Genomic DNA, 13,139 nt, shown 5'->3' with positions numbered 1-13,139 from the left:
CCCGTCGGCCTCGGGGCATGCGTGAGGATTCCGGGGAGGGCCGGCGCCCGGACGGCGGCAATCTGCTGCTGGACGTGGGCCCGCGCGAGGACGGCACGATCCCGGCGGCGCAGGCCGAACGTCTGGAGGGGCTGGGGGCCTGGATCGGCCGGCATGCGGCGGCCGTGTACGGGACGGTCGCGGGGCTGCCGGCGGGGCACCACTACGGCCCGAGCTCCCTCTCGGCCGACCGGCGCACGCTGTACCTGGTCTGCTTCGACCCGCCGCGCGAGGCGGTGTCGGTGCGCGGGCTGCACAACCGGGTCCGCCGGGTCACCGTGCTCGGCACCGGCGCCGAGCTGGGCCCTCAGGTCGAGGGCGGACTGCACGAGGTGCCCGGCGTGACCTGGATCGACGCGCCCACGACGCCCGACGTGGACGAGCACGCCACCGTGCTCGCCGTGGAACTGGACGGAGAACTGGACCTGTATCCGGGGCACCGGGCGCACCTGACGCGGCGGGCGGCACCGGACACCCGGGGCGCCGTCCGTCGCGGGTCAGCCGAAGGTGAGGGTCAGGCGGAAGTGGTCGGGGTCGAGCAGGCTGACGACGTGTTCGACGAAGGCGTCGTCGGCCGTCCGGCTGGTGCGCCGCGTCTCCAGGAACCACTCCCCCGGCGCCCTGTGCAGCAGCTCCGCCTCGTGGGCGTCGATGCGCCGCCCGCACACCCGCTGCTCGCCGTGGTCCGGGCGCAGCCCGGCCCGCAGCAGCACCTCGGACAGCGACTCCCCCGTGCCGAGCCCGCGGGCGGGCAGTTCCCGGACGGCGGGCACGGGCGGCAGGTGGCTGCGCTCGTACGACAGCACGGTGCCGTCGGCGACCAGCTCCCGGGTCCGCTCCACGCACACGAACGCGTCCTTCTCCAGACCGAGTTCGGTGGCCAGTGCGGTGTCGTGCGTCTCGCGTACCGCCAGCAGGCGCTCCCGGCTCGCGTCGCCCCGCAGGGCCTGGGCGCGGGCCCAGCCGAGCGGGTCGTCCGGCGGGCGGCCGTCGAAGAGGACGTAGGAGCCCTTGCCGCTGCGGGTCGTGATCAGGCCCTGCTCGAACAGCTCGGCGAGGGCCGCGCGGACCGTCGTACGGCTGACGCCGAAGCGCTCGGCGAGGGCGTGTTCGCCGGGCAGCCGCTCCCCGGCCGGATGGCGGCCGCCCCGGATCTCCCGGGCGAGGACCCGGCTGACGCGCTGGTGCCTGAGCGGGACGCCGGTCACGGCCCGGCCTCCGCGAGCAGGTCGTCGATGGTGGTGACGCGGACCAGGGGGCGGTAGAGGTCCAGTACGTGCAGGGTCTTGATGTGCGAGTCGTCGTCCGCGCCGGCGCAGGCGTCCGCGACGACCAGCACCTCGGTGCCCGTGTCGGCGGCGGCCAGGGCGGTGGACAGCACGCAGCAGTCGGTGCTGACGCCTGCCAGCACCAGACGGCCCTCGGGGCCCACGCGGGCGGCCAGTTCCGGGGTCCACTTGCCGAAGGTGGTGGTGGCCACGACGTGGTCGGCCAGGCCGGCGAACTCGTCGGTCAGCTGCCACAGTTCGGCGTCCGGGGGCTGGAGGGCGAAGGGCCATCGGGCGTAGTAGGCGCGCCAGGCGCCGGTGGGCCGCTCGGGTGCCAGGAAGCGGGTGAAGGTGACGCGGTCGCCGAAGGCGGGCAGCAGCCGTCGTACGCCTGCCGCCGCGTCGGCGAACCGGGGGGTGGCCCAGGGGCTCGCGGGGTCGGCGAAGACACGCTGCATGTCGATGACGGCGAGCAGCCCGGCGGGGGCGGCACCCGCCTGTGTCGGGGCGGATTCCCGCTCGGACGGGGCCGGGCCGGTCATGTGACGTGTTCCCCCTCGTGCAGGGGCGGGCTCGACGCCCGCGCCTCCTGGGCGCGGACCCGGCCCCGGCCCAGCAGCAGTGTGCCGAGGAACGCGAGCGCCAGGGCGACCAGGACGCCGAGGTTGGCGGGGGCCCATGTCCCGGACTTGCCGCCGAGGCCGAGCGGTTGGAGCAGATAGCCCTGCCAGGTGAGCCAGTCCGCCGCGGTGTTGGTGACCAGTCCCCAGCCGGCCGCCGTGGCGCCGAGGGTGAGCACGAGGGGCGGCAGGGGTACGTCGCCGTAGCGGCCGTTCGGGCGGAACAGGTCGCCCTCGTCGTAGTCCCGGCGGCGCAGGGCGAGGTCGGCGAGCATGACGCCGCACCAGGCGGCGATCGGCACGCCGAGTGTGGTGAGGAAGCCCATGAACTGGCCGAGGAAGGTGTCGGCGAAGAACACGATGTAGATCGAGCCGGCGATCATCAGGATGCCGTCGAGGAGCGCGGCCAGATACCGGGGCACGCGCAGTCCGGCGGAGAGCAGGGCCAGGCCGGAGGAGTAGATGTCCAGCACGGCACCGCCGACCAGGCCGAGCACGGCCACCACGGCGAACGGGACCAGGAACCAGGTCGGCAGCAGGGTCGTCAGCGCGCCGATGGGGTCGGCGGCGACGGCCTGGCTCAGGCTGCCCGAGGAGCCGGCCAGGAGGAGGCCGAAGACCAGCAGGAGCAGCGGGGCGAGGGCGCCGCCGAAGGCGGTCCAGCCGATCACGCCCCGGCTGGACGCGCTCCGGGGCAGGTAGCGGGAGTAGTCGGCGGCGGCGTTGACCCAGCCGAGCCCGAAGCCGGTCATCATGAACACCAGCGCGCCCATGAACTGCTGGGTGGAGCCCGCCGGGAGGGCGCTGACGGTGCTCCAGTGGATCCGGTCGGCGACGAGAGCGATGTAGACGACGGTGAGCACGCCGGTGACGAGGGTGATCACGGCCTGCAGCCGCATGATCAGGTCGAAACCCATGACTCCGCCGACGACCGTCAGCGCGGCCACCGCCATGAGGGCGACCACCTTGGTCTGGGTGCCGCCGCCCCAGCCGAGCCGGCTGAAGACGGTCGCGGTCGCCAGGGTCGCGAGCGCGGTGAGGACGGTCTCCCAGCCGACGGTGAGCACCCAGGAGATCACGGACGGCAGCCGGTTGCCGCGCACGCCGTACGCGGCGCGACTGAGCACCATCGTGGGCGCCGAGCCGCGCTTGCCCGCGACCGCGATGAAGCCGCACAACAGGAAGGAGACGACGATGCCGAGCACTCCGGCCGCCAGGGCCTGCCAGAACGAGATGCCGAAGCCGAGGGCGAAGGCGCCGTAACTCAGGCCGAGGACGGAGACGTTCGCCCCGAACCAGGGCCAGAACAGCGTCCGGGGACTGCCCTTGCGCTCCGCGTCCCCGATCACGTCGAGTCCGTGGATCTCCAGCTGGATCCGATGGCGGTCGGATTCACTGCTGCCGACTGGGACCTGCGGGTGCGTCATCGCCGACCTACCTGTCCAGTCGCTCTACCTGTCCAGACGTGTCCATTTCAAGGCTAGGCCGGTGCGCCGAGGGGGTCAAGGAAGGGGAACGGCGTCGAGGCGTGGCCCGTTCCCCTTGTGCCGTCGGCTCCCGTCAGGGGTTGGCGCGGATCAGGTCCAGGAGGCCGGGGAAGCGTTTGTCCAGGTCGTCCTTGCGCAGCGTGGCGGCCCTGCTGTTGCCCCGGTCCACCTGCCGGACCAGCCCGGACTCGCGCAGGATGCGGAAGTGGTGCGTGGTCGTGGACTTGGAGACCGGGAGGTTGAAGGAGGCGCAGGTGCGTGCCGTGCCCTCCGGTTCCCGGAGCAGGGCGGAGATCACGCCGTAGCGCAGTGGGTCGGCGAGTGCGTTCAGGACCGCGCGCAGGTCCATTTCCTCGAGCGCGGGGTGGCCTTCCAGGTCGGGCATCGGACCCTCCTTCCAGAGGTATGGGTTGCATCGTACCTGCCGAGTGTGCCAGCTTAAGGTTCGATGAAATCCGTACCTGGCCGTCAACGGCCGGGCCGAACCTGGAGTTGTGCCCTGATGAGTACGCAGACCACGTCGTCGGCGCCCCCCGTGGCGGCGGAGGGGACCCAGCCCGGCCGTGCGCTGACCCTGGCCGCCGTCCTGCTCGCCGTGTTCGTCGTGCCCATGTCCATCTCGGGCACCGCCGTCGCCCTCCCCGACATCGGTACGGACACGCACGCCGGCCTCGCCCCCCTCCAGTGGGTGGTGAACGCCTTCAACGTGGCGTTCGCCTGCTTCACCCTCGTCTGGGGCTCGGTCGCCGACATCGTCGGCCGGGTCAAGGCCTTCGCGGCCGGCGCCGCCGTGTACGCCGTCGCCTCGCTGGCCAGCGCCGTCGCCACCGACGTGCTGTGGCTGGACGTCGCCCGCGCCCTCGCGGGCATCGGCGGCGCGGCGATCTTCTCGTGCGGCGCGGCGATCGTGTCCACCGTCTTCGACGGCCCGGCACGCGCCAAGGCCTTCGCGCTGTTCGGCACCATCGCCGGTGTCGGTGTCGCCATCGGCCCCTCGCTCGCCGGAGCGCTGGTGCAGGGCCTCGGCTGGCGCTGGGTGTTCGCGGTGCACGCCGTCGCCCTGGCGCTGGTGCTGCTCGCGGTGCCCGCCATCTCCCGTGCCATGCCGGCCGACGGCGGCAGCGGCGCGCGCGTCGACGTGCCGGGCAGCGCGCTGTTCGTGGTGGCGATGGTACTGCTCACCACGGCCATCGTGCAGGGCTCGCAGTGGGGTTGGGGCAGCGCCGGCGTGCTCGGGCTGTTCGCGGGCGCGGTCGTCGCCCTCGTCGTCTTCGCGGTCGTCGAGAACCGTGTCGAGCACCCCATGCTGGACCTGAGCGTGCTGCGCGACCGCCGCTTCGTGGGCCTGTGCCTGGTCCCGGTCGCCGCGTCCTTCGGCTTCGTCACCATGCTGACCTACCTGCCGAGCTACCTGACCGCCGTCACCGGCCGCGACACCGGCGCCGCCGGCCTGATCATGCTGCTGCTGACCGCTCCGGTGCTGATCTGCCCGATGCTCGCGGCCAAGCTGGTCACCAAGGGCGTCTCCGCGCTCACCCTGATCTACGTCAGCCTGGCCTGCCTGGTCGTCGGCGACGTGGCGCTCACCCTGTTCTCCCCGGACGTGGCCGTAGTGGCGGTCGCCGTACCGATGCTGGTGACCGGCGCCGGCATGGGCCTGTCCGCCGGTCTGGTCGACGGCCAGGCGCTGGAACTGGTCGACCCTGCCAAGGCGGGCATGGCGGCGGGCTTCCTGAACACGCTGCGGCTGGGCAGCGAGGCCGTGGCAGTCGCGGTCTACGGCTCCGCGCTCGCGACCGTGCTCGGCTCCCGCATCCACGACGGCATCGGCTCCCACGCCGGCGCCTCGGGCGCCGACCGGGTCGCCGACCAGGCGGCGGGCGGCGACCTGACCGGGGCCGCGAAGCTGTCGGGGGCCACGGACCGCAAGGGCTTCGTGGACTTCCTCGCGCACGCCTACGACTCCGCCTTCCACACCGTTCTGTGGGGCCTCGCGGCCGTCTGCCTGGTGCTGTGCCTCGTCATCGCGGCCCTGCTGCGCGGCGGACCGCGCAAGAGCGCCGCCTGAACCGCTGAGCGGCAGGCCAGCACGCTGGCAGACCAGCACGCTTTAAAGGGCCCCAGCGAACCGAGCACTGAGCACCGTGCTCGTCACCCCGAGACCGGCCCGGCGCCCCCATCCCCCCGTCGCGGCGCCGGGCCTCCCCTGTCCGCCCGGTCCGGGCCACGCGCCCGGGCCGCGCGGGCGGGCAACCGGAAAGGACTCCACGCCATGCACCGCCCCCTGGACGACTCCGCCACCGCCCCCGTCGACGCCCACGTGGTCGTCGTCGGGGGCGGTCCCGTGGGGATGCTCGTCGCCGCCGAGCTGGGACACCACGGCGTCTCCACGGTCGTACTGGAGGCGAACCCGGAGACGGTGGACCAGCCGAAGGCCGGCACGCTGCACGCCCGGACCGTGCAGGGGCTGGCCCGGCGCGGCCATCTGCGCGCGCACCCCGCCACCGAGGAGCGCCTCGCGCGGCAGTCCGCCGACGGCTTCCACTTCGCGGGGATGCCGGGCCTGGTCATCACCGCCCCCGCCACCGAACCGGGACCCGTCGTCGGCCGCTCCCAGGCCGATCTGGAACGGGACTTCGAGCGCCGGGCCCGCGAGCGGGGCGTCACCGTGCTGCGCGGCCACCGGGTGACCGACCTCGTGCAGGGGCCCGACTCCGTGGAGGTCACCGCGGACGGTCCGCAGGGCGTGCGGCGCCTCACCGCCCGGTACGTCGTCGGCGCCGACGGCGCCCGCAGCACCGTGCGGGAACTGCTGGGCTTCGCCTCCGACACCCATCCGGCGACCGTGTCCGCGCTGCTCGGCCTGGTGCGGCTGACCGACCCCGGGAGCGTGCCCTACGGCTGGCACCGCACCCCGCGCGGCTGGACGGTCGCGGGCGTGAACCCGTACGGGCACAGCCGGTTCATCACGATCGACTTCCGCGGACCCCACCCCGACCGGCACTCCCCGCTCACCCTGGAGGAGCTGCGCGCCGAGGGCGAGCGCATCCTCGGCCGTCCCGTGCCGATGGCCGACCCCGTGTTCTTCTCCCGGTTCAGCGACTTCGCCCGCGTGGTGTGCGACTACCGCCAGGGCCGGGTGTTCCTCGCCGGCGACGCGGCCCACGTCCACTTCCCCGTGGGCGGGCAGGGCCTCAACCTCGGTCTCCAGGACGCGCTCAACCTCTCCTGGAAGCTCGCCCACACCCTGGCGGGCACCGCGGGCAAGGACCTGCTCGACACCTACGACGCCGAACGCCGGCCCGCCGCCCGGCGCGTGGTCGACAACACCCGCGCCCAGCTCGCCCTGATGCGGCCCGACCCGGGACTCGACCCGCTGCGCGAACTGGTCGCCGAACTGCTCGGCCTGGACGAGGCGAACGCCCACCTCGGGAACATGATCAGCGCGCAGGACACGGTGTACCCGGCGCGCACCGCGGACGCCTCCCGCTGGGAGGGGCACTTCCTGCCCAACCTGCCCCTGACCACGGACGACGGGCCGACCGACGTGACCCGGCTGCTGCTGGACGGCCGCCCGGTCCTGCTCCTCCTCGGCAGCGACGGGGCGACCCACGCGGAGCAGGCCGAGGGCTGGTCCCATGTGCTGCGCACGGTACGGGCCGTACGGGCCGCCGGTGCCCGGCCGCTGCCCTGGGACGCCGTCCTGCTCCGCCCGGACGGTTACGTCGCCTGGGCCTCCGACGGGGGCCCGCTGACCGGCACGCTGCGCGAGTGGTTCGGCGAGCCGCGATGACGGCGCGCCGAAGGGCGGGTACGGCGTCCCGCACCCGCCCTTCGCGGTGCCTCACGGCACCGGTCGTCCCCGGCGGCGTCCGCCGGGGTTCCTCACCAGCGCACGGGCAGCGAGGTGGGCCGGCGCAGCACGGTGCCGTTGTCCCAGGGGACCTGCGCCGGGTCGATGTCCAGCGCCAGCGTCGGGAACTCCCGGGCCAGCCGGGTCAGTACGGCCACGATCTCCATGCGGGCCAGGGCAGCGCCCATGCAGTGGTGCATGCCGTAGCCGAACTGCAGGTGCCGCTTGGCCGGCTGCCGGTCGGGGTCGACGACCAGCGGGTCCGGGAACACCTCGGGGTCGCGGTTGGCCGCGAAGGCGTCCGGGTAGACCACGCTGCCCCGCGGCACGACGCTCTCGCTGGTCTCGAGGTCGCGGCCCGCGATGCGCGGGAACGCGGAGATCGTGCCCAGCGGGATCAGCCGGATCAGCTCCTCCGCCAGGCGCGGGGCGATCTCCGGCTCCTCGACGAGCCGGCGCCACAGGGCGGGCGCGGACAGCAGCACGTACAGGGACTTGGTGAGCACGGACACGATGTTCTGGTCGGCGCCCAGCAGCGAGCCGAAGAAGATGCCGGTCAACTCGGCGTCGTCCAGCGGGGGTTCGGCACGGTCGCGGCCGGCCCGGAACCGGTCGATCAGCCCGTCGGGCAGCGCCGGGCGGACTCCGGTCACCAGGTCCTGCACATAGCCGTAGACGCGGTAGAAGTGCTCGACCAGATCGGGGACGTTCTCGTGCGAGGCGATCTGCACGACGCGCGCCGACGGCCGGAAGTACGGCACGTCGTCGACCGGCACCCCGAGGAAGTGGCAGTTGACGGTGATCGGGACGCGGTCGGCCAGGTCGGAGAACAGGTCCGGGGACTCGGCGGCGCGCAGCCGCGCGATCCCCTCGTCCAGGACCCGGTCCAGCACCGGGCGCAGCCGCTCCACGCCCGCCGCGCTGTAGTCGGCGGCGACGAAGCCGCGGACCCGGGCGTGGTGCGGGGCGTCCAGGTTGAGCAGCAGTTCCTTCGGCATCACCGTGGGCAGGAAGCTCGGTCCGCCCTCGACGTTGGTCTCGGTGCGGCCCGACGCGGGGTCGGTGAGGACCTGGTGCACATCGGCGTAGCGGGTGAGATGGACGGCCCGGTGGCCGCTGGGCAGCAGGATCAGCGGCACTCCGCCCGGGCCGCGCTCGGCGAGCGGGGTGAAGGCCGGGACGGGGTCAAGGTGGGGGATGTCCGTGACGGCGACGGTCGCGGGCGGGACAGCGGTGGTCATGTGTCCTCCAGGACAGGGGCGGTGGGTCAGACGAGGGCGGGCAGGCCGGTGAGGGCCGCGAGTTCGCGTACGGCCTGGGCGCTGTTGCGGAAGCGCACCGCGCGCCAGCCGCACCGCCGGGCGGACGCGCAGTTCTCGGGCAGGTCGTCGACCAGCACGCACTCCTCGGCGGCCACGCCCGCCTCCCGCTCGGCGAGGCGGAAGATCTCCGGGTCCGGCTTGCGGACGCGGACCTTGCAGGAGTCGACGACGTGGTCGACCTCACCGGCGGGCGCCACGATCGCACGCCAGTACGGCTCCCATTCGACAACGTTGTTACTGAGGATGCCGACGCGGAATCCGTGCTCCTTGGCGTGCCGCACGGTCGCGGTCATCACCGGGTTGGCGCGCACTCCCTCGAACCACTGCTCGCCGAACCGGTCGAAGCGCGCCCGCGACAGATCGATGCCGGGGTTCGCCTTCTGCAGCACGCGGACCATGGACCGTCCCCACTCGGCCTCCGTGAGCAGGGCCAGCTCGATGGGTGCGAGGGGTTCGACGCCCAGTTCGGCGCCGACGGCGGCGAGGGCGGTCTTCAACTGACGGGGAGTGATGCCCGTGCGCGCGTGGTACGCGTCGAACAGGTCGTCCAGCGGCGGCGAGAGCACGCCGCCGAAGTCGAACCAGATCATGGGCTGGGGCACTGCGATGTCTCCTTGTGGTACCGGAAACGGTGGGGCGGAGGGCTCGGGTCGCTCAGACGGCCCAGGAGGTTCAGACACTGGCGGCATAGGAGAAGCGATTCACCAGGGCGCCGGTGATGGGGCTCGTGCGGGCCAGGTGCACCCGGGCCCGGGCGATCTGCTCCGCTTCCTGGACCATGGTGATCTCGAAGGCGACCGTGTCCGGCGCCGGCGAGTCCACGACCCGCACCAGGCAGTCGGTGGGCAGTTCGAACTCGCCGAAGCGGGTGAAGTCCGTCTCCACACGCGACAGCAGCAGGCCGCGCGGCGAGAGGCCGAACAGCTCGTAGGCGGCGTACACCGCGGACTGCCGGAAGCCCTCGAAGATCAGCGCGCCCGGGATGTGGTCCAGCGGGTGGTCGAACAGCGCGGGGTTGGCCTGGTCGACGACGACCTGGGCGAGCACCTCGCAGTCGCGCACCTCGGCCTCGGCCAGCACGACGTTGTGCGGCGAGGTGCGGCCGACGGTGATGGGGGCCACGCGGCGTCCGGTGTGGTGCGGGCGGGCCGGGGTGAGGGTGAGGGCGGCGCGGCCCTTGTCGCGCATCCGGTTCCAGGCGGGGCCCGGCATCCACTGGCAGGTGGTGCGCATGGTGGCGGCCTCCTGCCCGTCGATCGTCAGGACCATGTCGAGGGTGCTGCCGGTGACCAGGCCCTCCCGGTGCTTGAGTCCGGTCTGCCGGGCCCGTATCTCGGCCTGGCCGGGCCGCGCCCCTATGTGCAGCGCGGCCGGGTCGGTGACGATCAGCTCGCCGCCGTTGAAGATGAACTTGTTGTCCAGCGGCGCGTCGAGGAAGGTGTGCGCCGCGTAGATCGACGCCTGCCGGAAGACCTCGACGAGGAGCAGCGGGTCGTAGGCGGCGGGTGCGGTGACGTGATCGCTGTAGTAGCTGTGCACACGCGGAAGTTGCGCGGCGAAAAGGTACTCGTCCTCGCCGACCCGGGTGGAGTCGGTGAGGAACACCTCGCAGATGGCGGCGCGGTGGACGCCGGCACGCGGCACGGTGTTCGAGTAGCTGAGAGTGCCGTCCAGGGTTGCGGACATGGCGGAGTTCCCCCTTTTTTGCTCGTGCATTCAGGTACCCCCTGATTCGGAGGTACGAGTCAGACCGTACCTTGATCACGGCACCGATCACCGTGGCCTACGCCACTTCCTCACCATCAGGAACGTTAAGTTCGCGTGTCAGAAACGGCCAGGGTCACCCGCGTTGGGATCGGACGAGCCCGGTGACGGCCCAACCATCGGAGGCTCGCGCCTCGTTGCAGCCGCGCACACCGTGCGACCGCAGTTCGAGTCGGATTCGGCCGCGTCGAACCGCGCGCGGCCTGTTTTGCCCCGACGTGCGCGAGGATGCATGATCTGGATATGCATAAGCATGTTATGGAGCCTGCTCCCGGGAACGGGTCGGCCGAGGGCCTGATGATCGCCGTGGAGCAGTTGGTCCGGTACGTACGCCGCAGCGCCACGGCCGGGGGGCTGAGCACCGCGGCCTCCTCGGCGCTCGGCCGGCTGGGCCGCGAGGGGCCCCAGCGCCTGACCGAGCTGGCCCGGGCGGAGAACGTCTCCCAGCCGAACATGACCCAGCTCGTCACCCGCATGGAGCGCGCGGGCCTCGTACGCCGCACCGCCGACCGCACCGACGGCCGGGGCGTCCTGGTGGAGGCCACCGACACCGGCCTCGAGCTGTTCCGGCGGCGGCGCACCGAGCGCGCCGCCGCCCTGCAGCAGCTCATCGACGAACTGCCGGAGCCGGAGCAGCGCGCGGTGACGGTCGCACTCCCCGCCCTGGCCCGCGTGATCGAGGACCGCCAGGCCCGTTCCTCACCGCCGACACCCCCCTGATGGAGCAGCCCATCACTCACCCGAATTGCCTAATCACGGAACGTGAACCCCTTGTCCCGACTGGGCCGTCCCCCATTCGGAGTTGCAGCCGTATGGGCGACATGAGTCCTTGGATGCGTGTCCTGCCGGATCTCAACCATCAGGAGGAGACATGGGCACCAACCACAAGAGCCCGTCGGCCGAACGCATGGGCGTCGTCTTCGCGGTCCGCGTGATCGAGGGCGGCGAGCAGGGATTCCTGGATCTGTACGAGCAGCTCCGGAAATCCGTGGCCAGCACCCCCGGCCACATCGTCGAAAGGCTCGGCGAGCCCGTCGACGACTCCCGTATGTGGGTGATCACCAGCGAGTGGGAGACACCCGAGCACTTCTTCGCGTGGCAGCAGAGCGAGGAACACCAGGAGCTCGTGGCCCCGCTGCGCCAGTGGGTCGACCAGAGGCAGTCGATGCGGTTCCGCATCATCAAGGAGACCAAGGGGGTGTCGTCATGACGCGCACCACCCAGAGCCCCGTCGCCGTCCTCGGTCTGGGCGCCATGGGCTCCGGCCTGGCGCGTCGCCTCCTCGACCAGGGGATACCGGTCCGCGTCTGGAACCGTACCCCGGAGCGGGCCGGGCCGCTTGCCGAGGCGGGCGCCCGCATCGCCTCCGACCCCGCCGAGGCCGTGGCGGGGACGAGCGCCGCCATCTGCGTCGTGGCCGACGGCCAGGCCCTCGGCGCCGTGCTGCACGGACCGGGTGGCGTACTGGCCGACGGCCCCTACCCCGGCGTCCTGATCTGCGCCAGCACCGTCTCCCCCGACGAGGTCGTGCAGATCGCCGGGGACGTCCCCTCGGTCCTGGACGTCGGCATGCTCGGCAACCGTGACCACGCCCGCGAGGGAGAGCTGCGGTTCTTCGTCGGCGGCCAGGAGAAGGCGTTCAAGGCTGCCCGACCGCTGCTGGAGACGCTGGGCAAGGAGGTCGTCCATCTGGGCGCACTCGGTTCCGGCATGCGGATGAAACTGCTCCTCAACCTGCTGATGGGCATCGAGGTGCAGGCGATGGCCGAGGCCGGCGCGCTGGGGGCCGCCTGCGGCCTGGACCGACAGCAGGTCCTCAGGACCATCGCGGGCAGCGGTTTCGCCTCGCCGGTCATGGCGTTCAAGTCGCGGCGCCTGGCCTCCGACCGCTTCGACGAGCCGGACTTCCGGCTGCGGCTGATGGCGAAAGACCTCATGCTCGCTTCCAAGCAGGCAGCAGCAGTCGGCCTGAGTCTGCCGCTGGCGACCGCCGCGGCGGAGACCCACGTCCGCGCCACCGAGCAAGGACTGGGCGACCAGGACTGTGCCGCGGTCGTCCGCGCACTCACACCGAAACCGGGACCCGACACGTGATCATCGACATACACGGACACTTGTCCCCACCGGAAGCGGCCAAACGCTTCCCCATGCCCCCGAGCCTGACCGACGTCGACGGCATGCTCGCCGCTCGCGCCGAGGCAGGAATCGATCTCACCATCATCGGCAGCCCCGTCGGGGCCGGCGCGATGGCGCGCGTACCGGGCGTCGACAACTACGCCCAGCCCCGCGACCGGCTGCGCGGCTTCCACGCCTGGATGTCAGACCTGATCCGGAAGTTCCCGGACCAGTTGCGCGGGTACGTCTACGCCAACCCGTTCGGAGACGACGATCATCTCGACGGGGTGCGGGAGACCCTGGAGGATCCCGCCTTCGTCGGCCTGATCACCACGTCCAGCGTCCACGGGGAGTTGCTCGGCTCGCAGCGCGCCGACTCCTTCTTCGCGCTGGCCGCGGAGGCGGAAGTGCCGGTCCTGGTGCACGCGCCGGCCGAACCGGTCGGTACGGAACGGGTGGACGAGATCGGCTTCGTCGAGCAGATCGGCCGGTTCGACGACGTCACCCTGGGCATGGCCATGATCGCGTTCGCGGGATGGCTGGACAAGTACCCGGGTCTGCGGTTGATCGGCGCGACCGGCGGCGGCGCGATGGCGCTGCTGCCGGAGCGCCTGCAGACCGCGGCGCGCCCCCCGCCCTTGGGCCGGGGGGCGCCCCCCCCCCGGCGGCCC

General features: G+C 72.5%; 13 protein-coding genes and 1 pseudogene. 7 read left to right on the top strand and 7 right to left on the bottom strand.

What is annotated here, in order from left to right:
* Positions 1–53 precede the first annotated feature (53 nt).
* Positions 54–476, top strand: a pseudogene (locus tag ABZ865_RS34680) (alpha-L-fucosidase); the annotation flags it as partial.
* A gap of 60 nt (positions 477–536) precedes the next feature.
* On the opposite strand, the gene ABZ865_RS34675 reads toward ABZ865_RS34680, so the two are convergent.
* The 4 genes from ABZ865_RS34675 to ABZ865_RS34660 all read right to left on the bottom strand — a co-directional run bounded on the left by ABZ865_RS34675 (position 537) and on the right by ABZ865_RS34660 (position 3,799).
* Positions 537–1,247, bottom strand: a complete 711-nt coding sequence (locus tag ABZ865_RS34675; RefSeq protein ID WP_361239374.1) for a GntR family transcriptional regulator — start codon at positions 1,245–1,247, stop codon at positions 537–539.
* On the bottom strand, positions 1,244–1,849 hold the full coding sequence (locus ABZ865_RS34670; protein ID WP_361239372.1) for an isochorismatase family protein: 606 nt from the start codon (positions 1,847–1,849) through the stop codon (positions 1,244–1,246). The genes ABZ865_RS34675 and ABZ865_RS34670 overlap by 4 nt, the downstream gene beginning before the upstream one ends.
* Positions 1,846–3,354 carry a cytosine permease gene (locus tag ABZ865_RS34665; RefSeq protein ID WP_361239370.1) on the bottom strand — a complete coding sequence of 503 codons (1,509 nt, stop codon included), beginning with the start codon at positions 3,352–3,354 and terminating at the stop codon, positions 1,846–1,848. The genes ABZ865_RS34670 and ABZ865_RS34665 overlap by 4 nt, the downstream gene beginning before the upstream one ends.
* A gap of 133 nt (positions 3,355–3,487) precedes the next feature.
* Complete coding sequence (locus ABZ865_RS34660; RefSeq protein WP_361239368.1) at positions 3,488–3,799, bottom strand: helix-turn-helix transcriptional regulator; 312 nt, start codon at positions 3,797–3,799, stop codon at positions 3,488–3,490.
* Between the two features lie 117 nt (positions 3,800–3,916).
* Between ABZ865_RS34660 and ABZ865_RS34655 the strand changes: the two genes are divergently transcribed.
* Together ABZ865_RS34655 and ABZ865_RS34650 are read left to right on the top strand one after the other, a co-directional pair.
* Positions 3,917–5,482: an MFS transporter gene (locus ABZ865_RS34655; protein ID WP_361239366.1), complete on the top strand. Its 1,566-nt coding sequence runs from the start codon at positions 3,917–3,919 to the stop codon at positions 5,480–5,482.
* A gap of 204 nt (positions 5,483–5,686) precedes the next feature.
* The gene (locus tag ABZ865_RS34650; RefSeq protein ID WP_361239361.1) at positions 5,687–7,207 is read left to right on the top strand and encodes an FAD-dependent monooxygenase; all 1,521 of its coding nucleotides are present in this window, start codon (positions 5,687–5,689) and stop codon (positions 7,205–7,207) included.
* Between the two features lie 92 nt (positions 7,208–7,299).
* Here the strand turns inward: ABZ865_RS34650 and ABZ865_RS34645 are convergent, their stop codons facing one another.
* The 3 genes from ABZ865_RS34645 to ABZ865_RS34635 form a co-directional block, all read right to left on the bottom strand.
* On the bottom strand, positions 7,300–8,508 hold the full coding sequence (locus ABZ865_RS34645; protein ID WP_361239359.1) for a cytochrome P450: 1,209 nt from the start codon (positions 8,506–8,508) through the stop codon (positions 7,300–7,302).
* 26 nt (positions 8,509–8,534) lie between these two features.
* The gene (locus tag ABZ865_RS34640; protein ID WP_361239357.1) at positions 8,535–9,191 is read right to left on the bottom strand and encodes an HAD family phosphatase; all 657 of its coding nucleotides are present in this window, start codon (positions 9,189–9,191) and stop codon (positions 8,535–8,537) included.
* A gap of 70 nt (positions 9,192–9,261) precedes the next feature.
* Positions 9,262–10,275, bottom strand: a complete 1,014-nt coding sequence (locus ABZ865_RS34635) for a ScbA/BarX family gamma-butyrolactone biosynthesis protein (protein ID WP_361239355.1) — start codon at positions 10,273–10,275, stop codon at positions 9,262–9,264.
* Between the two features lie 321 nt (positions 10,276–10,596).
* Here ABZ865_RS34635 and ABZ865_RS34630 point away from each other — a divergent pair, with 321 nt between their 5' ends.
* The 4 genes from ABZ865_RS34630 to ABZ865_RS34615 all read left to right on the top strand — a co-directional run.
* Complete coding sequence (locus tag ABZ865_RS34630) at positions 10,597–11,073, top strand: MarR family transcriptional regulator (RefSeq protein WP_361239353.1); 477 nt, start codon at positions 10,597–10,599, stop codon at positions 11,071–11,073.
* A 151-nt stretch (positions 11,074–11,224) separates the two neighbouring features.
* Entirely contained in the window at positions 11,225–11,563 is a 339-nt protein-coding gene (locus tag ABZ865_RS34625; RefSeq protein ID WP_361239351.1) for an antibiotic biosynthesis monooxygenase family protein, read from the top strand.
* Positions 11,560–12,447 (top strand): NAD(P)-dependent oxidoreductase, encoded by an 888-nt coding sequence (locus ABZ865_RS34620; protein WP_361239349.1) that lies wholly within the window; start codon positions 11,560–11,562, stop codon positions 12,445–12,447. The genes ABZ865_RS34625 and ABZ865_RS34620 overlap by 4 nt, the downstream gene beginning before the upstream one ends.
* A gap of 53 nt (positions 12,448–12,500) precedes the next feature.
* Positions 12,501–13,139: amidohydrolase family protein (locus ABZ865_RS34615; RefSeq protein ID WP_361239347.1), on the top strand; the 639-nt coding region annotated here is incomplete at its 3' end.

It is taken from the genome of Streptomyces sp. NPDC047085 (genome assembly GCF_040643735.1).
Taxonomy (GTDB): Bacteria; Actinomycetota; Actinomycetes; order Streptomycetales; family Streptomycetaceae; genus Streptomyces.
The sequence above is the reverse complement of the archived record's forward strand: the minus strand, read 5'-3'. Positions and strand labels throughout refer to the sequence as shown.